Source organism: Saccharopolyspora kobensis (assembly GCF_900108315.1).
Taxonomy (GTDB): Bacteria; Actinomycetota; Actinomycetes; order Mycobacteriales; family Pseudonocardiaceae; genus Saccharopolyspora; species Saccharopolyspora kobensis.
The window spans coordinates 22,736-45,199 of record NZ_FNVB01000017.1 but is presented as its reverse complement, the minus strand read 5'-3'; the positions used below and the strand labels follow the sequence as shown (position 1 = coordinate 45,199).

At 71.4% G+C, this 22,464-nt stretch carries 17 protein-coding genes and 1 riboswitch; of the genes, 8 read left to right on the top strand and 9 right to left on the bottom strand.

Annotated elements, in window-relative coordinates:
• Window positions 1-299 precede the first annotated feature (299 nt).
• The 4 genes from C4T78_RS37360 to C4T78_RS34610 form a co-directional block, all read right to left on the bottom strand.
• On the bottom strand, window positions 300-2,306 hold the full coding sequence (locus tag C4T78_RS37360; protein ID WP_268876696.1) for an FUSC family protein: 2,007 nt from the start codon (window positions 2,304-2,306) through the stop codon (window positions 300-302).
• Between the two features lie 167 nt (window positions 2,307-2,473).
• Window positions 2,474-3,340 carry a bifunctional hydroxymethylpyrimidine kinase/phosphomethylpyrimidine kinase gene (gene thiD / locus C4T78_RS34620; protein ID WP_093357846.1) on the bottom strand — a complete coding sequence of 289 codons (867 nt, stop codon included), beginning with the start codon at window positions 3,338-3,340 and terminating at the stop codon, window positions 2,474-2,476.
• A gap of 172 nt (window positions 3,341-3,512) precedes the next feature.
• Window positions 3,513-5,156, bottom strand: coding sequence for a phosphomethylpyrimidine synthase ThiC (gene thiC / locus C4T78_RS34615; RefSeq protein ID WP_093357803.1), 1,644 nt, complete (start codon window positions 5,154-5,156; stop codon window positions 3,513-3,515).
• Window positions 5,151-5,272, bottom strand: a riboswitch (TPP riboswitch). It overlaps the preceding gene by 6 nt.
• 666 nt (window positions 5,273-5,938) lie before the next feature.
• Complete coding sequence (locus C4T78_RS34610; protein ID WP_093357804.1) at window positions 5,939-6,520, bottom strand: peptide deformylase; 582 nt, start codon at window positions 6,518-6,520, stop codon at window positions 5,939-5,941.
• A 303-nt stretch (window positions 6,521-6,823) separates the two neighbouring features.
• On the opposite strand from C4T78_RS34610, the gene C4T78_RS37225 reads away from it, so the two are divergent.
• Window positions 6,824-7,135, top strand: a complete 312-nt coding sequence (locus C4T78_RS37225) for a DUF3263 domain-containing protein (protein WP_374703925.1) — start codon at window positions 6,824-6,826, stop codon at window positions 7,133-7,135.
• Window positions 7,135-7,767 carry a LytR C-terminal domain-containing protein gene (locus tag C4T78_RS34600; RefSeq protein ID WP_093357806.1) on the top strand — a complete coding sequence of 211 codons (633 nt, stop codon included), beginning with the start codon at window positions 7,135-7,137 and terminating at the stop codon, window positions 7,765-7,767. Before C4T78_RS37225 ends, C4T78_RS34600 begins: the two co-directional genes overlap by 1 nt.
• A 71-nt stretch (window positions 7,768-7,838) precedes the next feature.
• Here C4T78_RS34600 and C4T78_RS34595 read toward each other — a convergent pair whose 3' ends face one another.
• From C4T78_RS34595 to moeA, 5 genes are all read right to left on the bottom strand, one after another.
• Complete coding sequence (locus tag C4T78_RS34595; protein ID WP_093357807.1) at window positions 7,839-10,040, bottom strand: AAA family ATPase; 2,202 nt, start codon at window positions 10,038-10,040, stop codon at window positions 7,839-7,841.
• A gap of 111 nt (window positions 10,041-10,151) precedes the next feature.
• Entirely contained in the window at window positions 10,152-11,072 is a 921-nt protein-coding gene (gene pssA / locus C4T78_RS34590; protein ID WP_093357808.1) for a CDP-diacylglycerol--serine O-phosphatidyltransferase, read from the bottom strand.
• Window positions 11,069-11,785, bottom strand: a complete 717-nt coding sequence (locus C4T78_RS34585; RefSeq protein WP_093357809.1) for a phosphatidylserine decarboxylase — start codon at window positions 11,783-11,785, stop codon at window positions 11,069-11,071. Before C4T78_RS34585 ends, pssA begins: the two co-directional genes overlap by 4 nt.
• A gap of 504 nt (window positions 11,786-12,289) precedes the next feature.
• On the bottom strand, window positions 12,290-14,236 hold the full coding sequence (locus C4T78_RS34580; protein WP_093357810.1) for a M48 family metallopeptidase: 1,947 nt from the start codon (window positions 14,234-14,236) through the stop codon (window positions 12,290-12,292).
• A 62-nt stretch (window positions 14,237-14,298) separates the two neighbouring features.
• Window positions 14,299-15,543 carry a molybdopterin molybdotransferase MoeA gene (moeA, locus tag C4T78_RS34575; protein ID WP_093357847.1) on the bottom strand — a complete coding sequence of 415 codons (1,245 nt, stop codon included), beginning with the start codon at window positions 15,541-15,543 and terminating at the stop codon, window positions 14,299-14,301.
• Window positions 15,544-15,722: 179 nt separating this feature from the next.
• Between moeA and C4T78_RS34570 the strand changes: the two genes are divergently transcribed.
• The 6 genes from C4T78_RS34570 to C4T78_RS34540 all read left to right on the top strand — a co-directional run bounded on the left by C4T78_RS34570 (window position 15,723) and on the right by C4T78_RS34540 (window position 22,307).
• On the top strand, window positions 15,723-16,406 hold the full coding sequence (locus C4T78_RS34570) for a TIGR00266 family protein (protein ID WP_093357848.1): 684 nt from the start codon (window positions 15,723-15,725) through the stop codon (window positions 16,404-16,406).
• 417 nt (window positions 16,407-16,823) lie between these two features.
• Window positions 16,824-17,027 (top strand): cold-shock protein, encoded by a 204-nt coding sequence (locus C4T78_RS34565; protein ID WP_093158410.1) that lies wholly within the window; start codon window positions 16,824-16,826, stop codon window positions 17,025-17,027.
• A gap of 130 nt (window positions 17,028-17,157) precedes the next feature.
• Window positions 17,158-18,384: a serine/threonine protein kinase gene (locus C4T78_RS34560; RefSeq protein WP_093357811.1), complete on the top strand. Its 1,227-nt coding sequence runs from the start codon at window positions 17,158-17,160 to the stop codon at window positions 18,382-18,384.
• Window positions 18,385-18,612: 228 nt separating this feature from the next.
• The gene (gene groL, locus C4T78_RS34550) at window positions 18,613-20,247 is read left to right on the top strand and encodes a chaperonin GroEL (protein ID WP_093357812.1); all 1,635 of its coding nucleotides are present in this window, start codon (window positions 18,613-18,615) and stop codon (window positions 20,245-20,247) included.
• 175 nt (window positions 20,248-20,422) lie between these two features.
• Window positions 20,423-21,085, top strand: coding sequence for a copper homeostasis protein CutC (locus C4T78_RS34545; RefSeq protein ID WP_093357813.1), 663 nt, complete (start codon window positions 20,423-20,425; stop codon window positions 21,083-21,085).
• Window positions 21,086-21,143: 58 nt separating this feature from the next.
• Window positions 21,144-22,307: a MalY/PatB family protein gene (locus C4T78_RS34540; protein ID WP_093357814.1), complete on the top strand. Its 1,164-nt coding sequence runs from the start codon at window positions 21,144-21,146 to the stop codon at window positions 22,305-22,307.
• The last annotated feature ends 157 nt before the right edge of the window (window positions 22,308-22,464 follow it).

The window sequence follows — 22,464 nt, the reverse complement described above, 5'->3', positions numbered from 1 at the left end:
CCTCCGCAATTTCAATGGAAATCAGCGCTTCGATTTCAATTGAAGTTGCGCACCCGTCGGCGTGTCGGCACCCGACACGCCGACGGGGCGTCGGGATCCGCGCAATTTCAATGGAAATCGCACGTCTGATTTCCATTGAAAACGCCTCCCCTCCGGCGTGTCAGGTCACGACACGCCGGAGGGCGCGGGCGCCGGAGGAGGCGGGCGCCGGAGAAGGCAGACGCCGGGGGCATGCGGAGGCCGCGCCGTCGTCCTGCCAGGGTTGGCTTTTCGACCGGGGTCGGCCGGTCGTCGAGGACTCAGCGGATGTGGAGGCGCTCCGGGCGCACGAAGGAGATCGTGTAGCTCTTCCACGGGTTGTCGTAGCCGAAGGTGCGGTCGATCGCCTGGCGGGCGTGCAGGGCGTTCTCCAGCAGCGAGCTGGCCAGCAGCTCCGTCGCCGGAGCGCTGCCCTCCGGGACGTCGGGGATCTTCGCCGTCGCCTTGCCGCCCAGCAGGTCGTCCACCGCGCGCAGCGCCGGGACCGCCACCGCCTGCTCGGCCTCCGGCCGGAACGCCAGCGTCGCGACGTCCTGGCGCAGGGCGTCGAGCGCGACCGCCGCGTCGCGCGTCGCGCGGTCGTCGTCGGTCTCCTCGCCCGTGCCGTCCAGCAGCGCTGGCATGCCCAGCAGGTCCTGAGTGCGCCGCAGCGCCAGCACGTTCGCCGCCTGCAGCGCCGCGGGCAGGTCGACGCCCTGGCCTGCCGCCCGGACGCTGCGCAGCAGCTCGGACACCGACCACACCGTCGAGCGCACCGCGCCCCGGACGTCCGGCAGGATGCTGCTGGGCAGCACCAGGTACGCGACGTAGCCGACGATCAGCGCGATGGCCGCGCCGACCGCGGTGTTCGCGGCGAAGCTGATCCCGACGTTCACCAGCGGCCGGTCCAGCCGCATCGCCTGGTCCACGACGGTGATCACGATCAGGCAGCCCAGCAGCGTCTGGTACTCGCTGCGCAACCGCGGCATGCTCAGCAGCATGCCGCCGATCACCAGCGGCACCAGCAGGAAAGCACCGGGCAGCAGGGTGATCAGGATGGCCAGCGCGGTCACGCCCAGCACCGCGCCGCCGGTGCGCTCCAGCGCGCCGGTCATGCTGTCGCGCGCCGCGGGCTGCAGCACCACGTACAGCGCGAGCAGCAGGCTCGACGCCGAAGGATCGCGCAGCAGCAGCACGATGACCATGCCGAAGGCGACCGCGAGCGTGCAGCGGATCGAGTGCCGGAACAGCGATGACCGGAACGACAGGTGCGCGCGCACCGCGCCGATCAGCCGCTCCCGGCGCGCTCCGGGCGCCTGCGGCGGCAGCGGGGTCTCGACGCGGCGGACCACGGTGGCCCGGATGCGGTCGAGGCCCTGGTTGATGCCGCGCACGGCCTCCGGCAGGTCCTGCCGCCCGCCGCGGGACAGCACCGCTTCCGACGGGTCGCGCCGCGCTGCGTAGGGCAGGCCGGTGCAGGCGCGGGAGCGAACGGCCCTGGCCAGCTCCGCAGCGACCTGATCGGCTTCCGCCACGATCCGCTGCAGCCGGTCGGCCTCGATGCGATCGCTCTGCTGGGCCTGCGCGAGCAGCGTCTCGCGCGCGGCGCGGAAGCGCGCGGCACCGGCCAGCACCTCGCCGAGCCAGGTGCTGGAGCCGTCCGCCCGCCAGGCAGCGGCAGCCGACTCCACCACGCCGGGGCCGGGTTCGAGCAGCGTCCGCGCGACGGCGACGCGGGTGGCGCGGCCGGGATCGCTCAGCCCGATGATCACCCGCAGCAGCAGGGCGAACGCCGCGCCGGAGGCGGAGGCGGCCAGCAGCATCCACACCGGCTGGTCGCTGCCGATGCCGGTCGTGGTGGACACCAGGGTCGCCGCGGCGAAGGTCTGCCCGCCGATCCGGTAGTGCTCGCCGAGCGCGGGCAGCATGCCGGAGCCGAAGACGACGAGCGCCACCACCAGGCCGGCCAGCACCGGGATGTTCGCCAGCAGCGGCCCGATCGTCATCACCAGCACCAGTGCCGGGGTGAACCAGACGAACCGGCGCAGGTCCGAGCGCAGCGACTGGCCGCCGGTGGCGACCAGCGCGAGCACCGCGGTCAGCCCGGCCAGCAGAGCGGGGGTCTGCAGGTCGAACAGCCAGCCCACCGCGGTCCCCGCGACCACTGCGACGAGCACCAGCACGGCGTACTGGCGCTGCCTCGGGTCCGGCGCGCCCGCCTCGGTGGCGAGCAGCTGCCGGGCTCGGGCGGCCAACGCCGACTTAGCAGTCCTGACCGATTTAGCCACGCTGTCGAAAACCCCTGTCATCGTCGTTTCGCGCAGCGCGCAAGGGACCGCGCGCTGCAGAGGCGTGCGGTCCTGGGAATTACGCGCATCTCGACCAGTTTGTCGATGAGGCACACCATTCGGGTTACAGATCCGGGATGGAAATCACTCTATTAGGGGCTCGGAGGTCAGAACGAGCGCGGGCTGACGCGCCAGAAGGTCGACACCGGCCCGACCCCGGCCCCGAGCGGGTAGGCGTGCGAGACGCTGCGCGTGACGAACCGCTTGCCGCTGCGCACCGCGTCCGGCATCGACGCGCCCTTGGCGAGCGCCGCCGTGATCGCGGAGGCGAAGACGTCGCCGGCGCCGTGCGTGTGCACCGTGGCGTAGCGCGGCCCGGCCAGCGGGATGGCCTCGGAGCCGTCGAAGAGCAGGTCGATGCACTCCGGGTCGTCGGGCAGGTGACCGCTCTTGATCAGCACCCACTCCGGGCCGAAGTCGTAGATCGCCTTGGCGGCGTCCAGCAGGTCGCCGCGGGTGCGCGCGTCGATGCCGGTCAGCAGCCGCACCTCGTCGAGGTTGGGCGTCACCAGGGAAGCGCGCGGGAAGGCCTCGTTGCGCAGCGCGTCGAGGGCGTCCGTCCGGAGCAGCGGTTCACCGCTGCGGGAGGCGGCGACCGGGTCCACCACGAACGGCGTGCGCCCGCCGCGGCCGATGCCGTGGGCGTCGCAGACCTCCAGCACCGCCTCGATGGTCGCCGCGGAGGCGAGCACCCCGGTCTTGGCGGCGTCCACGCCGATGTCGGAGGCCACCGCGTCGACCTGCGCGGCCACGGTCTCCGGCGGGATCTCCACCAGCCCGGTGACGCCGACGGTGTTCTGCACGGTCACCGCGGTGACCGCGGTCATCCCGTGCACCCCGCAGGCGAAGAAGGCGCGCAGGTCCGCGTGCATCCCGGCACTGCCCCCGGAGTCCGAACCGGCGATGGTCAGCGCGGTGGGTGGGGCGGTGTCGTGCGCGGGCCGTGCTTCGTGCTCCGCCGAGATCTCGTGCATCCACTCCATGCTACGGCCCCGCTCCTGCCTGCCTTCCCGGGTGCGCGCCGCCCCCGGCGCGCAATTTCAATGGAAATTGTAGGTGTGATTTCCATTGAAATTGCGCACCCTCCGGCGTGTTGCGTTACGACACGCCGGAGAGGTGTGCAAATTCCATTGAAATTGCGGATCGTCAGTCGGCCAGCGGTAGGTAGACCTTGCCGCCGGCTCCGGAGAACTCCTCGGACTTCTCGCGCATGCCTGCCTCGATCGCCTCGACGCTGGTCAGGCCGCGTTCCTCGGCGAACTTGCGGACGTCCTGGGTGATCTTCATCGAGCAGAACTTCGGCCCGCACATCGAGCAGAAGTGCGCCGTCTTGGCCGGTTCCGCGGGCAGCGTCTCGTCGTGGAACGCCCGCGCGGTGTCCGGGTCCAGGGAAAGGTTGAACTGGTCGGTCCAGCGGAACTCGAAGCGCGCCTTGGACAGCGCGTCGTCCCGCTCCTGCGCCCGCGGGTGGCCCTTGGCCAGGTCGGCGGCGTGCGCGGCGATCTTGTAGGTGATCACGCCGGTCTTGACGTCGTCCCGGTTGGGCAGGCCCAGGTGCTCCTTGGGCGTGACGTAGCAGAGCATCGCGGTGCCCGCCTGGGCGATCATCGCCGCGCCGATCCCGGAGGTGATGTGGTCGTAGGCCGGGGCGATGTCGGTGGTCAGCGGCCCGAGGGTGTAGAACGGCGCCTCACCGCACAACTCCTCCTCCAGCCGAACGTTCTCGGCGATCTTGTGCATCGGCACGTGGCCGGGGCCCTCGATCATCACCTGCACGTCGAGCGCGCGGGCGATGTGCGTCAGCTCGCCGAGGGTCTCCAGCTCGGCGAACTGCGCGCGGTCGTTGGCGTCGGCGATGGAGCCGGGCCGCAGGCCGTCGCCGAGCGAGAACGTGACGTCGTAGTCGCGCAGGATCTCGCACAGCTCGCTGAAGTGCGTGTACAGGAAGCTCTCCTGGTGGTGCGCCAGGCACCAGGCGGCCATGATCGAGCCACCGCGGGAGACGATGCCGGTGACGCGCTGGGCGGTCAGCGGCACGTAGCGCAGCAGCACGCCGGCGTGCACGGTCATGTAGTCCACGCCCTGCTCGCACTGCTCGATCACGGTGTCCCGGTAGATCTCCCAGGTCAGCGCGGCCGGATCCCCGTTGACCTTCTCCAGCGCCTGGTAGATCGGCACGGTGCCGATCGGCACCGGCGAGTTGCGCAGGATCCGCTCGCGGGTCTCGTGGATGCGCTTGCCGGTGGACAGGTCCATCACGGTGTCGGCGCCCCAGCGGGTCGCCCACACCATCTTCTCCACCTCCTCCTCGACCGAGGAGGTCACCGCGGAGTTGCCGATGTTGGCGTTGACCTTCACCAGGAAGTTCTTCCCGATGATCATCGGTTCGCTCTCCGGGTGGCACCGGTTGGCCGGGATCACCGCCCGGCCGCTGGCCACCTCGTCCCGGACGAACTCGGGGGAGACGCCCTCCCGCGCGGCGATGAACTCCATCTCCCGCGTGATGACGCCGGACTTCGCCCAGCCCAGCTGGGTCCGGTGCTCCCGCCCGTCGGTCCAGCCCGCTCGCATCCGGTGGAGTCCGCTGTGGACGTCCACGGTGGCGTTCTCATCGGTGTACGGCCCGGAGGTGTCGTACACGTCGAGGTGCTCGCCGTTGGTGAGCTCGATGCGGCGGAATGGCACTTGCAGGCCGGATTCGGTGCTGCGGAACACCTTTCGCGAGCCGCTGATGGCCCCGGTGGTGATCTCGCTGCCGTTCTCGGACGCGTTCGGACGCACGTCGGCCACTGCCAATCCACTCCCTACGCCGGCATTACCCGGTCAGGTTCATGCGGTCGGCGGCCCCGGAATTCTCCAGCCGCCCTCTCAGCCCGCTCTCGGTGCGAGCTCCCGCGGTGTTCGTTTGTCGCTGCCCGAGGCTAGCCGCACCCCTGCGGACTGCCAACCCCCGTTCACCCCGATGCCCGAGCACGGTGCCCTGAACAGGGGGAATGCGGGCCATCGGAACAGATCACCTTGCGCGCACGTAGTGACCGCGAACGGTGGTGACGGTGGGGCGTGTGCGACCACAACCCGATCGGGACACCTGGCGAGGGGCGGTGGACCTCACGCGATTTCCATTGAAATTGCCTGACTGCGCACTGCAGGTTTCCTCGGGGCGTCGGCAATTTCGATTGAAATCGCTGCACACCTCAAGGTGACCACGTGCCGCTTTGAACCCGACGTATCCCCGTACGCCGCCGCACTGCGTCTCGCAGGGTTCGACCGGTATCACCGCCGAAGGCTCAGTGGTGATACCGGGGATACCTCGTCATCGATGGGTGTCGTCGGGTTCGGGGCCGGGTCGGGTTCACTGCGGTAGGCGGTCGCTTTGCGTGGTGCAGCGATTTCAACCGAAATCGGCGACGTTCTCGACGAACCCTGCGGTTGGGGACGCAGCCAATTTCAATCGAAATCGCGTGAGGTTCGGCGCCGTTCTCTGGGTCACCATGGGCTTCTGTTCGGCGCCACTGCCTTGGCCACCGAGGACTCCTGTTCGGCGCCAGCCCTTGGGCACAGCGGACTTCTGATCAGTCCTCGTCGTCGGCGAAGGGGTCTCCGTGCTCGGCCGGGTCCCAGGTCAGGCCCGGCACGCCCCAGCCGTTGCGCTTGATCATCTTCTTCGAGGCGCGCTTGTGCCTGCCCACCAGGCGGTCCAGGTAGACGTAGCCGTCCAGGTGGTCGGTCTCGTGCTGCAGGCAGCGCGCGAAGAACCCGGTGCCCTCCACCTCGATCGGCTTTCCGTCCACATCGGACCCGGTGACCTTCGCCCAGCTCGCCCGGCCGGTCGGGTAGGACTCGCCGGGCACCGACAGGCAGCCCTCCCAGTCCTCGTCCGGGTCCGGCATCCCCTCCGGGATCTCCGAAGTCGTCAGCTGCGGGTTCACCACCACGCCGCGGTGCTGGACGCCCTCGTCGTCGGGGCAGTCGTAGACGAACAGCCGCAGGTTCACACCGATCTGGTTGGCCGCCAGCCCGACGCCGTTCGCCGCGGCCATCGTCTCGAACATGTCCTCGACGAGGGTGCGCAGTTCGTCGTCGAAGTGCTCCACCGGGCGCGTGGGGTTGTGCAGCACCGGGTCGCCGAAGACGCAGATCGGGTGAACAGCCATGGCCGCGACTTTATCGGTAACGCCGTCCACCGGTCCCGGGGTGCTCTTTTCCAGTAGCCCAGCGGTGTGATCCGCGCACCCGTGATCGGTGGGCATGGTGTAATCAAGGGGGGAATCACAGCCGTGTGATTCCGCGAACGCGCCGCAGGCCCGGATCGCGAGGCGAGGAGTCGGATGGACGCCGCCCAAATGCTGACCGCGCAGGAGATCGCTCGCCAGTGCGAGCAGCTGGCGCGCGGGCAGGATCAGCGCGCAACGCCGGAGGGGCGGCGGTTGCGGGCTGTCGAGCCGGTGGCCGAGCCGGTGGCGGAGCCGGCGCCCGCACCGGAGCCGGTGCCGGAGCCGGTGCCGGAGCCGTCCGGCGAGCTCACGAACCGGGAGCGCGGTGTGCTGGCGTTCGAGTCGCAGTGGTGGAAGCGCTCGGGTGCGAAGGAGCAGGCGATCCGGGAGCTGTTCGACATGTCTCCGTCGCGCTACTACCAGGTGCTGAACGCGCTGCTGGACAGTCCTGCGGCTTTTCGGGCTGACCCTATGCTGATCAAACGGCTGCGCAAGGCACGGGCGGCGCGGCAGCGCGAACGGGCCGCTCAACGACTGGGAATCGAGTTGCACTGATGACTTCAGGGGAATCCGCCGGACCCGCCAAGGCCAAGCTCATCGGCTTCGGGCTGATCGGGGCCGGTGTGATCGCGGGCGCCATCGGCATCGCCACGCTGGTCTCCGGCGGCGACGCGCCGAACTCCGCCCAACCGCTGCCCCCCGAACCGGGGAACTACCCGGCGAAGTCGTCGCTGGTGCAGCAGCCCCCGCCGCCGCCCGCCACCGAGCCGGCCCAGCAGCCCGAGAACCCGCCCGCGCCGCTGCCCTCCCCGGAGGACCAGAGCAGCCAGCAGGTGCCGCCGCCGCAGCAGCGACCCGACTCGCCCGGCGGTTCCGGCCAGCAGGCCGAGGTGGTCGTGGTGCGGGTCTACAACAACAGCACGATCAGCGGGCTTGCGCACCGCGCCGCGGAGGACTTCCGCCGCAACGGCTACGACGTGCCGGAGGTGGGCAACTACTCGGCGGGCCTCATCCCGACGACGACGGTCTACTTCCGCCCGGGCACCCCGGAGGAGGCCCAGGCCAAGCAGCTCGCGGCCCGCTTCGGCGCCCGCGTCGAACCGCGCTTCGACGGCATCCAGGACGCGACCCCGGGCCTGATCGCCATCATCACCAACGACTACAAGGGCCCCGTCGACGCCAAGTAACCCGATCGGGCAGCCCACGGCACCGGGCCCGCGTCAATTTCGTGCGAAATCGGCGCGGGCCCGGGTGACGGTCAGGGGCGGTGGGAGTGGGCGTAGGACTCCAGGGACGCGAGTTGGGCCGGGTCCAGGGAGGGGCGGACCGCTCGGCGGGCCGCGGTGAGGTGGGTCGCCGAGACCTCGGCCGCGGAGAGGGATTCGCGCATCGCCGTGAGGGCCGCTTCCCGGATCAGGGCTGCGCAGTCGGCCGCCGAGTAGCCGTCCAGGTCGGCCGCCAGGGCCGGGATGTCCACATCGGACGCCAGCGGGGTGTTCTTCGCCGCGGCTCGCAGGATCGCCTCGCGCGCTTCCGCGTCCGGCGGCGGCACGTAGACCAGGCGCTCCAGGCGGCCGGGGCGCAGCAGGGCCGGGTCGACCAGCTCCGGGCGGTTCGTCGCGCCGAGCACCACCACGTCGCGCATCGGCTCCACGCCGTCGAGCTCGGTCAGCAGCGCGGCCACCACGCGGTCGGCCACGCCGGAGTCCGAGGACTGGCCGCGGCGGGGCGCCAGCGCGTCCACCTCGTCGAGGAACACCAGTGCCGGAGCGGCGTTGGCGGCGCGCAGGAACAGCTCGCGGACGGCGCGTTCGGACTCGCCGACCCACTTGTCCATCAGCTCCGCGCCCTTGACGGCCAGCACGTTCAGCCGTCCGCTGCCCGCCAGCGCGCGGACCAGGAACGTCTTGCCGCAGCCCGGCGGCCCGTACAGCAGCACGCCGCGCGGCGGCTCCACGCCGAGCCGGGTGAACGAGTCCGGGTACTGCAGCGGCCAGAGCACCGTCTCGGTGAGCGACTGCTTCACCTCGGTCATGTCGCCGACGTCGTCCAGCGTCAGCCCGCCGGTCTGCAGGTTGTCCGATGTGGACATCGAGATCGGCCGCACCGAGGCCAGCGCGTCGACCAGGTCCTGCTGGCGGATGCGCGGATCGGCGGTGTCGTCCTGGTGCCGCAGGGCGGCTCCGACGGCGGCCTCCCGGCACAGCGCGACGAGGTCGGCGACGACGAATCCCGGGGCGCGCTCGGCGATCTCGGACAGCTGCACGTCGTCGGCCAGCGGCGCGTTGCGCAGCAGCACCCGCAGCAGGTCGGTGCGGGTGGTGTCGTCCGGGAGGCCGAGCGTGAGCTCCCGGTCGACCAGACCCGGTTCGCGCAGCCGGGGGTCGATGGACTGCGGCTGGGAGCTGGTGACGACCACGGCGAGCCGGTCGGAGCCGATCGCGGCGCGGATCGCGTCCAGCGCCACGGTGGCCAGCGGCGGCGGCTCGGTGCCCGGCAGCAGGCTCTCCACGTCGGTCAGCAGCAGCACGCGGTTGCCCTGGGCGCTGGTGGCGCGGTTGATCGCGTCTTGCAGCCTCTTCGCGGCGGCACCCGGTTCGAGCGCCGCGACGCTCGGCGCGGACAGCTCGACCAGCTCGGCGCCGATGTCGGCGGTGACCGCGCGGGCCAGCGTCGCCTTGCCGACCCCGGACGGCCCGCTGAGCAGCACGCCCAGGTGCGGTTCGGCGCCGAGTCGGCGCAGCAGGTCCGGCTGGTCGAAGGCCAGGCGCAGCCACTCGCCGAGCCGCTTGGCGGTGTCGCGAGAACCGACCAGGTCGGCGACCGGGACCACCGGCTCGCTCGGTTGCTCCACCGGTGCCGGTGGCGCTGCGACCGGTGCGGCGGCGGGCTCCGGGCTGCCGCCGTCCCGCCATTCGACCACTGTGGACGGACGCACGGCGACCGCGCCCGCCGGTTCGGTGGCCGCGATGGTGATCAGCTCGTTGGTCCAGGTCACGCCGATGGCGGTGGACAGCTTGCGGCGCACCTCGACGGCGTTGCCGGTGGTCGTGGGCGCCACGTCCTGCGGCAGCAGCGAGACCGAGTCGCCGGTGCCGAAGACCTTGCCGGTCAGCGCCAGCCGCAGCGTCTCGGGAGCGACGGTGGCCCGCGCGATCCGCGAACCGGCGATGACCACCCGCTGGGCCGCGCTGACCTGCACCGGAGCGATGCCGACCTCGGCTCCTTCGGCCAGCCCGAGGTTCATCAGCGCGACGTCGTCGAGCAGCACCACGCCGGTGGGGCTGCCGGCCTCGGCAGCGGCGGCGAGCGCCACGGTCACCCGCGCCCCGGTGAGCTGCACGGCGTTCCACGGCCGCAGCCCCAGCGCATCGAGCACTTCGGGGTGCAACCGCACCACCCCGCGCCGAGCGTCTTTGGCGGAGGGAGAAACCCGAGCGGTCAGCGTTATCGACGACACGCCGCGAGCTTAACCGCGCTCCACCGCCCCATCAGCGTTCTGCGATTTCAATTGAAGTCGTGTGTCCAACTTCAATTGAAATCGCGTCGCCCAGGGCGACGGGAGGTTGGTTCAGCGGTTGGTGTCGTTGCGGTCGCGGCGGAGCTCCAGGCGGCGCCAGCTGCGGCGGGGGCCGTTCGGGTGGCTGTAGCGGCGTCGCACGCGCCGCGCCGCGCCCGCCACGCTGCGGCGCAGGGGCGGGCGGAGACCGGTGCGGCGGCGGATCGCCCGTCGCTCGCGCGGCGGCGCTTCCCACGCCTCCGGGTGGTTGGCCAGCCAGTTGTGCCGGTAGACCGCGTAGGGCACGTGCAGCAGGTAGATCACCATGGCGATGGCCAGCGAGATCAGCGGGAACATGATGATCGCGGCGGCCAGCAGCGCCACCAGCACCAGCAGCGGCGCGACCAGTCGCGGCGGCACCTTGACGGTCTTCAGCGACAGCGTGGGGACCCGGCTGACGGCGAGCGCGGCGATCAGCACCATCCAGATCATCACCACGGTCTGGTCCGCCCACCAGCCCGGGTGGCCGAAGTGCGCGGTGATGATGAGCGGCAGCAGCGCGAGCAGTCCGGCCGCCGGGGCGGGCACCCCGACGAAGAACTCCTTGGCGTACGGCGGCTGGTCGGCGTCCTCCAGCAGCGTGTTGAACCGCGCCAGGCGCAGCACCATGCACGCCACGAAGATCAGCGAGGCCACCCAGCCGAGCCGGTTGTCCTGCAGCTGCCAGGCGTAGAGCGTCAGCGCCGGGGCGACGCCGAAGGACATCGCGTCGGACAGCGAGTCCAGCTCGGCGCCCATCTTGGAGGTGGCGTCGAGCAGGCGGGCGATCCGCCCGTCGAGGCCGTCGAGCACCGCGGCGACCGCGATGGACCCGATGGCGCCGGGCAGGTTGCCGGTGAGCGCGAACTGGACCGCGGACAGCCCGGCGCACATCGCCAACACGGTGATCGCGTTGGGCAGCAGCCGGACGCCGGGAGTGGTCCGCATGCTCATGAGTCGCCCTGGGGCAGCTCGGCGAGCGGCGTCTCGCCGCCGATGGTGCGCTGGCCGGGCTCGACCAGGATGCGGCTGCCCGCGGGCACGTAGAGGTCCACGCGGGAGCCGAAGCGGATCAGCCCGTAGGTGCTGCCCGCGGGCAGCACGTCGCCCTCGGCGACCGAGCAGACGATGCGCCGGGCCACCAGGCCCGCGATCTGCACCACGGCCACCCGGGTGCCGTCCGCGCCGCGGATGACCATCGAGTTGCGCTCGTTGTCCTCGCTGGCCTTGTCCAGGTCGGCGGAGAGGAACTTGCCCGGCCGGTAGGCGATGGTCTCGATCCGCCCGGCCAGCGGGATGCGCTGGACGTGCACGTCGAAGATGGTCAGGAACGCGCTGATCCGGATCATCCGCTCGTCGCCGAGGCCGAGTTCGGCGGGCGGCACGGCGGGCTCGATGTGCGAGATCGTGCCGTCGGCCGGGGCCACCGCGAGGCCTTCGCGGCTGGGCGTGGTGCGCGCCGGTTCGCGGAAGAACCACGCGCACCAGGCGGTCAGCACGCCGCCGAGCACGCCGGCGGGGCGCCAGATGCGGCGCAGCAGGAGGGTCGCGGCGGCGGCGCCGAGCACGAACGGACGGCCGGCCGGGTGCATCGGCGGGATGGTGTCGCGGGCCAGGCCGGCGAGGTGGGCCAGCGGGCTCTTCTTCGGTTCTTTCGCGGTGCTCATCGAGGTGCTTCGCCCCTGCGTCGGCGGGTCCTTGGTGCGGCCGCGCGGTCACCGGTCCCGCAGGTGTTCGGGTCCGGTGGCCGGTGCCGTGGTCGGTACAGCATCTCGGACGCCTCGGGCCAACCGACGCCAGGGGGCGTAGTTGATCAAGAACAGCCAAGCTGACCTGCGCATATGGCGCGGTGGAATGGTACCGCTGGGTTGATCCCGAAGTCACCCGACGGGGTGAGAACAAGAAACAGGGACCGTTCGGCGGCTCCCCGTAGTCGCCGAACGGCCCCTGCTCGCGCGGGTCCGTGCGCCCCCCGACGGCGCACGGCCCTCGAAATGTCCGCCGCCCACCGGGCAAGCAGTGGTGTTGAGCGGACGTCTAGTAGATGCGTCTGCGCGACTGTTCGTTACGCGGGTTTCAGTGTAATTGACGTCACACAAACTCCGTAGCCGCTTTCGGAGGATACTCGCGGCCCGTTACATGACTGGGAGTGATCAACTTGCGGTCCGAGATCACTCGATAGCGGCAAGCGGTTCTTCGACGTTCATTCGCGCGCCCATCAGCTCGCCGAGCCCCCGGTACGGGTCGCCGTGCTCCACTCCGTCGGCGCTGCTGCGCAGCACCAGCTCGGAGGAACCGTCCTCGTCGCCGCGCACCAAGCCGTCGTCCAGGTCGGACACCGCGTACTCGTCGAGGTACAGCTCCAGCGACAGCGACCAGCCCGCGCGGTCCTGGTCGAGCCGGGCGCTGGCCACGTCGCGGCTGTCCACCCACTGCGCGCCGGAGCGCTCGCGGAGCTCGCCGATCGGCGTCGCGGCCAGCTCGCCGAGCTGCTCCAGCTCCGCCTCGCGGAACCGGGCCAGGGTGCCGGCCAGCAGCCGCTTGGTGGTGCTCGCCGAGCTCGGCAGCAGCACCAGCCCGCGGTCGGTGACCAACAGGTCGTAGCTGCTGCCCGCGCACTGCACCGGGCTGACGATGCCGGCCAGCTCCGGCTCCGGCTCGGCCGCCGGGCGGCGCGCGTGGTTCAGCGGCACGCCCAGGTTGACCAGCGCGCGGTGCAGGCCGGGGATCAGCCGGGGGTCGACCACCGCGGGCCGCACCAGCCGGTCGGCGTCCAGCGGTTGGCCGTTGGCCAGCCGGACCAGCGGCGGACCGCCCCAGTCCAGCTCGTGGTGCGCGCGGCGCGCGCAGACCAGCGCGTCCACCACGACGCAGCCGAGCAGCTCGACCAGGGTGTCCTCGGCGGCCTGGTCGATGAGCTCCGGGCTCAGCCCGGGGTTGAGCACCGGGTTGATCAGGTCGCGGCCCTGGCCGCGGTGGATGGCCGCCAGCACTCCGGCGATGGACGGCTCGATCGGCAGCCCGCTCTGCTCCACCGCGGAGCTGAGCAGCGCGGCCTGCTCGGCGACGTGCGCGGCACCGGCCCGCTGCGCCAGCTCCGGCCACGGCAGCCGCTGGTCGAGGCCGTCGACCAGCAGCCGATCCTCCAGCGCGGGCACGCTCTTGCGCGGGTTCTTCAGCACGGCGAACGCGGGCCGCTCGTCGATCTCGCGGTCGCCGGTCTTGATCCGCTTCATCGCCTCGATGCGCCTGCGGGTGCGCGGCTCCTCGGCGATGGTCTGCTTGGCGCGTTCGGCCAGCCGCGGCTTGCGCGCCGGGTGGGCCATGAAGTTGCGGAAGCCCACCAGCACGTCCGGGGCGTGGCCGATCGCGGTGGCCATGCTCAGGTACTCCTCGGCGTACTCCCGCCAGCCGATCTCGACGGCCACCGCCTTGCGCAGCGCGAGCACCGCGGTGCGGGTCCCGGCCTCCCGGACGGCGACCGCGTCGGCGGCCAGCTCCAGGTCTTGCGCGGTGGTGGCGGCGACCGCGGTGAAGGCCCGCGCGTACCCGTTGAACAGCCACTTGGTCGGCCCGCCGGTGAGCCCGGCCGCGGTGCGCTCGACGCTGGCCGACGTGCGGTAGGCGAGCACGGTGAGCCGGTTTCGCCCGGTCAGGCGGCCGATCTCGCGGGCCATCGCGGCCCGCAGCTCGCTGACGTTGAGCGCCGCCAGCAGCGGCAGCCCGAGCTCCAGGTACCGGGTGCGGATGCGCAGGCCGAGCAGCGCGGTGTCCTCGCGGACGAGCACCACCGGCTCGGAGGTGATCCGGATCTCGTCGGGCTCGGGGGCTTCGGCCGAGGCGGCGATGGAGTTCGCCATCCGCCACAGCTGGGGTTGCTCCGCGCGGTCCAGCAGTACGCCGCGGGCTCGTACCCGCGAGCGCAGCACGGCGCGCAGGCCGACCGCGAACAGGGCGCCGACGACCAGCGCCGCCGCGGCGGCTTTGAGCCCGCTGGTCCGGTCGTAGCGGAAGGTGACGACAGCGATCGAGAGCAGGCCGAGGACCAGTGCGATCGGGGCGACGAAGAAGGCGATGTGCAGCGCCAGTGCTAGGGCGGCGCGCCAGGGGCCACGCACGTGCAGAACTCCGGAGGGGTGGGCGGGACGGTGGTGCAGTCTTCGCGACGTTGCCGGATCCGTCAATCCAGCAGCATCACGTCCACTGTGGACTCCGCAGCGAGTTCGGTGACGTCCTCGGGGATTTCCAGCAGGCAGTTCGCCTGCGCGAGCCCGGCGAGCAGGTGCGAACCGGGCGCGCCCTGCAGTCCGACGGTGCCGGTGGCCGGGTCGAACCGGCCGCGCCGGTACTGCCGCCGGTCGGTGGGCGCGGTGAGCGGTTCGGTCAGCACGGCCCGGCGCACCGGCCGCCGCGTCGTCCGGTGCCCGGCCGCGGCGAGCAGCGCGGGGCGCACGAAGACCTCGAACGACACCATCGAGCTGACCGGGTTGCCCGGCAGCGTCACCACGGCCATCCCGCCCCGGTAGCGCCCGCAGCCCTGCGGCATGCCCGGTTGCATCGCGACCTTGGTGAACTCGACGCCCTCGCCGGTCAGCGCGTCCTTGACCACCTCGTACGCGCCAGCGCTCACCCCGCCGGAGGTGATCAGCAGGTCGGTGCTCGCCAGGTGCGGGGCGAGCGCCCGGTGGAAGGCGTCGACGTCATCGGGCACGAACCGCAGCAGCGTCGCCTCGCCCCCTGCCTCGCGCACCGCGGCGGCGAGCATCAGGCCGTTGGACTCGTAGATCTGCCCGGGCTGCAACGCCGTACCGGGCTCGACCAGCTCCGAACCGGTGGAGAGCACGAGAACCCGCACCGGGCGGTGCACGGGCAGCTGCGCGGCGCCGATCGCCGCGGCGACGCCGAGCTGAGCAGCCGCGAGCGTGGTGCCCGCGGTGAGCACCGTCGAACCCGCGGTGACGTCCTCGCCCGCCCGGCGCACGTGCGCTCCCGGCTGCACCGAGGCGAACGCCCGCACGTGCTCGGTGCCCCGGTCGGTGCGCTCCACCGGGATCACCGCGTCCGCGCCCGGCGGCATCTGCGCGCCGGTCATGATCCGGTGCGCGGTGCCGGGCTGCAGCGGCGGCACGTCGATCCGGCCGGCCGGGATGTCCTCCTGGACCGGGAGCTCCACCGGCTGCTCCGGGCTCGCGTCGACCAGGTCCACCGAGCGGACCGCGTAACCGTCCATCGCGGAGTTGTCGAACGGGGGCAGCGAGATCGGCGCGACTAGGTCCTCGGCCAGCGCGTGTCCCAGGCAGTCCGCCAGCGGCTTGACCAGCACCGGGGTCGGCTGCAGCAGCGCCGCGACTTTCGCCTGGTGATCGGCGACCGCGGTCAGATCGGGTGTTCCGGTTCCGTTCGGCACGCCCCGATCATCGGCCATCACCACCCCCGCTGTCGCCACTGGCGTGTGAATCGACACCGGATCCTGCCGTGGCAGACTCGTCCGAGCGCGTTCGGACCGGTCCGGTCATCGCGGCGCACGTGTTCGGGGAACCGCAGGCCGGTGGCTCGTGCGCGGCGCCGGTCGAGCCGAGCGCCGTCGAACACGGGGAGGTATTCGTGCAGGTTCGGACCCGCCACACGCCGTCCTTCGGGGTGGCCAGGTTGATGCTGGCGCCGGGCGAACCGGTGCAGGTCGAGAGCGGCGCGATGCTCGCGACCAGCTACGGGGTCACCGTCGACGCCCGTGCTCAGGGCGGCTTCCTGAAATCGCTGGCCCGCGCCGCGCTGGGCGGCGAGTCGTTCTTCGTGTCCACCTTCACCGCGCCGCAGCAGGGCGGCTGGGTGGACGTGGCGCCGAACCTGCCCGGCGACCTCAACGTGCTCGAACTCGACGGGCGGGTCGGCTGGTGCATCACCAAGGGCTGCTGGCTGGCCTCGGCGAGCACGGTGCAGCTGGACACGCAGTGGGGCGGGTTCAAGAACCTCTTCGGCGGCGAGGGCGGGTTCATGACGCACGCCGCCGGGCAGGGCCCGATGGTGGTCTCCTGCTACGGCGCGCTGGACGTGGTGACCCTGCAGCCCGGTGAGTACGTCACGATCGACACCGGTCACGTGGTGGCTTATGCCGATACGGTGCAGAGCCGTTTGCGGCAGATGAGCCAGGGCGCGATGCAGTCGCTCAAGAGCGGCGAGGGCCTGGTCTTCGATTTCGCCGGACCGGGGCAGATCCTGACTCAAACGCGCAATCCGCGGGGACTCGTCAGCTGGCTCCAGGCAAATGGTCTCGGAGCCCGCTCCTGACCGAACCGGGCGCCCGGCGCAATCGGCTGTTCGGGTGATGGCGAAAGTCGGAACCGAAAACCGAATGCGGTGCCTGACCCGTTCGGGAAAGGCCGGGTAGGCGCCATTCCGCCAACCGGTGCAGTGCGCGGTCACGACCTGCGGGTGCGGATGCGGTATCAGCGGAACTCCGAGGTCGACGGCCCGTCCGAGGCTGCGCTCCGCCGGGTGCTTTCGCTCTGGGCGGAATGGATTGGTGCGGTTGGGGGAACATTGCGGCGGGATAACGGACGGTGTCCGGTTGCGGCACCCGTTCGGCCCAGCCGTTAACGGAAAAGTTGCATTGCCGAACCCGCGACGAGACCCGAATTCGGGGGTAGTGTGGCCGTTGCTCCAGCGGCGTTCGCGCCGTGCATCACTTTTCATGAGGAGGACGCCGTGGCGGTCGGCACGGTCAAATGGTTCAACTCGGAGAAGGGCTACGGATTCATCGCAACGGACGGTGGATCTGATGTGTTCGTCCATTACTCCGCCATCGACATGTCGGGTTTCCGCACCCTTTCCGAAGGAGATCGGGTGCAATTCGAGGTGAAGGCGGGGCGTGACGGCCGCACCCAGGCTGACGGGGTCCGCAAGGTCTGATCGAGCACGACTCGCGGCCCGGTTCCCGGTTTCGGGGCCGGGTCGCTGTGCTGGGACTCACCGGAGCCGATCGCGACCGGCTGCGCCAACCGTGAGACGAGCGTGATCTGGGCCCGTTACGCTGCTGCTCGTGTCGGAAGACCTCACCGGGAAGCGCCTCGGCCACTACAAGATCGACGGAGTGCTCGGTCGCGGTGGTATGAGCGTGATGTACCGCGCCACCGATGTCCGACTCGGCCGCAAGGTCGCCCTGAAAGTCATGGGCGAGCACATCACCGGTGATGCCGAGTTCCGCGAGCGCTTCGTCGACGAGGCGCGCAACACCTCGGCGATCGACCACGCCAACATCGTGCCGCTGTACGACTTCGGTGAGGTCGACGGCATGCTCTTCATCGCGATGCGGCTGGTCGACGGCTCCGACCTGGCGAGCCTGATCAAGGACGGGCCGATCTCGCCGAAGCGCACCCTGGAGCTGCTCTCGCAGATCTCCGAGGCGCTGGACATGCTGCACGAGCGCGGCCTGGTGCACCTCGACCTGAAGCCGGCCAACGTGCTGGTGACCTCGCGCGAGTCCGTCCACGAGCACGTCTACCTGGCCGACTTCGGGCTGACCCGGCGCGGCGCGACCGGCCACCGCACCTCCAGCGGCGACTTCCTCGGCTCGCCCACCTACGCGGCGCCGGAGCACCTGCGCGGCGAGCCGGTGGACGGCCGCACCGACCAGTACGCGCTGGCCTGCATGCTCTTCGCCTGCCTGACCGGCCGCCCGCCGTTCCAGGGGCAGGTGCAGGAGGTCATCCAGGGCCACCTCGCCGCCGAACCGCCGCCGGTCACCTCGCTGGTGGTGCTGCCCGCCGGCATCGACGAGGTGCTGCGCCGTGGCATGGCCAAGAAGGCTGACCACCGCTTCAGCAACTGCCAGGACCTCGTGTCGGCCGCGCGCGCCGCGCTCGGGCAGGCCGCGGGCGACGCCCCGCCGCAGCCGCGCCCGGTCGTGCCGATGCCCGGCCCGCAGCCGGTGCAGTACCCGCCGAGCCAGCCGATCCCGGCGCAGGGCTACCGGCCGCCGTACCCGCAGCAGCCGCCGCGCCCGCTGCCGCCGCCGAGCAACGACCCGGTGCGGCTGCGCCCGCCGATGCCCGCGGGCTCCTCGTCGTTCGCGACCACCTCGTCGAGCAGTTCGACGAAGTGGATCGTGCTGACGCTGGTCGGCGTCGCGCTGGTGCTCATCGTGGTGGTCTTCATTGTGATGGCCAGCTCGATCGGCGGTTCCGGCAGCACCGACACCTCGACGACCTCGGAAACCTCGTCGTACAACAGCAACGACCTGCCCACGACGGTCCCCACGGGCGACTGACCCGACACCCCGTCGCTTGCACTCGGCAGGGGAGAGTGCTAAACACGGTATTGGCACTCAGCAAGGTTGAGTGCCAGGTCGGGACGGTGAGGCCGTCTCCGGCGGTACCACCCGACGGTACCGCCGCCGGTCGTCCGTCGCGGGCACCGAGCCTGGCCGAGCACGAGTCTTGCCGTGGGGTGCGTACCCACCTCCGCGGCGTCCATACAGGTGGAGGACCACACCGCAATGGCCAAGATGATCGCGTTCGACGAGGACGCCCGCCGCGGTCTTGAGCGCGGCATGAACACCCTCGCCGACGCCGTCAAGGTGACGCTCGGCCCGAAGGGCCGCAACGTTGTGCTCGAGAAGAAGTGGGGCGCCCCCACTATCACCAACGACGGCGTCTCCATCGCCAAGGAGATCGAGCTCGAGGACCCGTGGGAGAAGATCGGGGCCGAGCTGGTCAAGGAGGTGGCGAAGAAGACCGATGACGTCGCGGGCGACGGCACCACCACCGCCACCGTGCTGGCCCAGGCCCTGGTTCGCGAGGGCCTGCGCAACGTCGCGGCCGGCGCCAACCCGATCGCTCTGAAGCGGGGCATCGAGAAGGCCACCGAGGCGATCGCCGAGCAGCTGCTCAAGAACGCCAAGGAGATCGAGACCAAGGACCAGATCGCCGCCACCGCCGCGATCTCGGCCGGCGACCGCCAGATCGGCGAGCTCATCGCCGAGGCCATGGACAAGGTCGGCAAGGAAGGCGTCATCACCGTCGAGGAGAGCAACACCTTCGGGCTCGAGCTCGAGCTCACCGAGGGCATGCGCTTCGACAAGGGCTACATCTCGCCGTACTTCGTGACCGACTCGGAGCGCATGGAGGCGGTCCTGGAGGACCCGTACCTCCTGCTGCTGAGCTCCAAGGTCTCCAACGTCAAGGACCTGCTCCCGCTGCTGGAGAAGGTCATGCAGGCCAACAAGCCGCTGCTGATCATCTCCGAGGACGTCGAGGGCGAGGCGCTGGCCACCCTGGTCGTCAACAAGATCCGCGGCACGTTCAAGTCCGTCGCCGTCAAGGCCCCGGGCTTCGGCGACCGCCGCAAGGCGATGCTGCAGGACATGGCCATCCTGACCGGCGGCCAGGTCATCAGCGAAGAGGTCGGCCTCAAGCTGGAGAACGCCGACCTGAACCTGCTGGGCCGCGCCCGCAAGGTGGTCGTCACCAAGGACGAGACGACCATCGTCGAGGGTGCCGGTGACGACGAGCAGATCGCCGGGCGGGTCAACGAGATCCGCGCCGAGATCGAGCGCTCGGACTCCGACTACGACCGCGAGAAGCTGCAGGAGCGGCTGGCCAAGCTGGCTGGCGGCGTGGCCGTCATCAAGGCCGGTGCGGCGACCGAGGTCGAGCTCAAGGAGCGCAAGCACCGCATCGAGGACGCGGTCCGCAACGCCAAGGCGGCCGTCGAGGAGGGCATCGTCGCCGGTGGTGGCGTCGCGCTGCTGCAGGCCGCGCAGGCCGCCTTCGACGGGCTGAAGCTGGAGGGTGACGAGGCGACCGGCGCGAACAGCGTCAAGATCGCCGTCGAGGCCCCGCTGAAGCAGATCGCCGTCAACGCCGGCCTCGAGGGCGGCGTCGTCGCGGAGAAGGTCAAGAACCTGACCTCGGGCCACGGCCTGAACGCCGCGACCGGCGAGTACGAGGACCTGGTCCAGGCCGGCGTCCTCGACCCGGCGAAGGTCACCCGTTCGGCGCTGCAGAACGCCGCCTCCATCGCCGCGCTGTTCCTGACCACCGAAGCCGTGGTCGCGGACAAGCCGGAGAAGGAGTCCGCGGGCGCAGCGGCCGGTGCCGACCCGATGGGCGGCATGGGCGGCATGATGTGATTCCTGCCCAAGGCAGCTGAAGAGGGCCGTCCCCATTCGCGGGGGCGGCCCTCTTCGCGTTGATTCCGGACTCGTTCTGCGTGGCGGTGCGGGTGGCGGAACCTCGGAGGTCGGTCCGCGCGCTGCGGGTCGGACCGCTGAGCCGGTTCGCGGTGGGTGCGGCTACCGTTCCGATGTGAGCGGGTTGCTGGAAGTCATCGCGTTCGACGCCGCCGACGCCGAGGCCGCGCAGGCGGGCGGGGCGGACCGGGTCGAGCTGTGCCGGGACCTGGCCGCCGACGGCCTGACGCCCGAGCTGCCGGTGGTGCGCAGCGTGCTCGCCGCCACGGACCTCCCGGTGCGCGTGATGGTGCGCGAGCAGGCCGGGTTCGGTGCCGATGTCGACCTGCTGCGGCGGCGGGTCGGCGAGCTGCTCGACGCCGGGGCGCGGGAGTTCGTGCTCGGGTTCCTGGACGAGCGCGGCCAGGTCGACGCCGACGCCACCGGCGCGGTGGTCGCCGAGCTGGCCGGTCGCCCGTGGACGTTCCACCGCGCTGTGGACCACGCCGCCCATTACCGGACGGCGTGGGCACGGGCGGTGTCGCTCGGCCCGGATGCCGTGCTGACCGCCGGCGGCCCTTCCGGTGTCGCGCAGGGCCTTGCCCACCTGCGGGAACTCGCCGCCGCGCAGGATGCCGACGGCGTGGAGCTGCTCGTCGGCGGCGGCCTCCGGCAGGAGCACGTCCCGGTCCTGCGGGAAGCCGGCGTGCGCGCCTTCCACATCGGCAGCGGCGCCCGCTCGTCCGGCCCGGTGCTCGCCGAACTCGTCCGGTCCTGGCGGGAACTCCTCGACTCCTGACCGGCATGGCGGTGTCGCACCGCTCGCGGCTGGCAGATGATCGTCGCGGGAGGGCAGGATGGGACACGAGTTCGACGAGATCACCGTCGATGAGCTGCGCGCCCGCGGCAGCCTGAAGTGGACGCTGCACGAGCCGGGCACGATCGGCGCGTTCGTCGCGGAGATGGACTTCCCCACCGCGCCACCGGTCATGCGCGCGGTGCGCGCAGCGGTGGAGGCGATGAACTTCGGCTACCTGCCGCCGCGACTCGCCGGTGAGATGGCGCAGGCCTGCGCCGACTGGCAGGCGCGGCGGTACGGCTGGCACGTGCATCCCGGGTGGATCACCGCGATCCCCGACGTGCACTGGGCGCTGGCGATCGCGATCGAGCGCTTCTCCCGGCCGGGCAGCGCGGTGATCATGCCGACGCCCGGGTACATGCCGTTCCTGGTGGAGCCCGGCGAGCTCGGCCGCGAGGTCATCACGGTGCCGATGGTCCGCGACGGCGACCGATTCGTCCACGACCTCGACGCGCTGGACGCGGCGTTTCGGGCCGGTGGCAACCTGCTCGTGCTGTGCAACCCGCACAACCCGCTCGGCCGGGTGTTCACCGCGGCGGAGCTGATGGCGGTCTGCGAGGTGGTCGACCGCCACGGCGGCCGGGTGTTCGCCGACGAGATCCACGGACCGCTGGTCTACCCCGGTCGGCAGCACGTGCCCTACGCGTCGCTGTCCGAGACGGCCGCCGGGCACGCGGTCACCGCCACTTCGGCGACCAAGGCGTGGAACATGCCTGGTCTGAAGTGCGCGCAGTTCATCGTCAGCAACGACGCCGACGCCGCGACGCTGGCCGCCGGCGGCCGTCTCGCGGTGCTCGACGCGAGCACGCACGGCGTGCTGGCCACGACCGCCGCCTACACCGAGGGCGAACCGTGGCTGACCGACGTGCTCGACTACCTGGACGGCAACCGGCGCGCGGTGGCGGAGCTGCTGGCCGAACACCTGCCCGAGGTCGGCTACCGCCCTCCCGAGGGCACCTACCTCGCGTGGCTGGACTTCCGCGCGCTCGGCCTCGGCGACCACCCCGCCGACTTCTTCCTGGAGAAGGCGCGAATCGCGCTCACCGACGGAGCGGCCTGCGGCGCGGAGGGCCGTGGCCACGCGCGGCTGACCTTCGCCACGCCGCGACCCGTGCTGGAGCGGATCATCAGCGGGCTGGCCGGGGCGGTGCGCGCCGGCTGAACCGGGCCGCACGACACACCGGGGCGTGTTGGATCTGGCGGAAACGGCCGGGTCAGGGGGTGGGTTTCAGGCGCTCGGGTGGGGCTGGACGCTGCCTGCCAGCGATCGAGACCGCGGTGTGATCTCCTTGAACGCGTTGGGAAATCCAGGCGAGGTG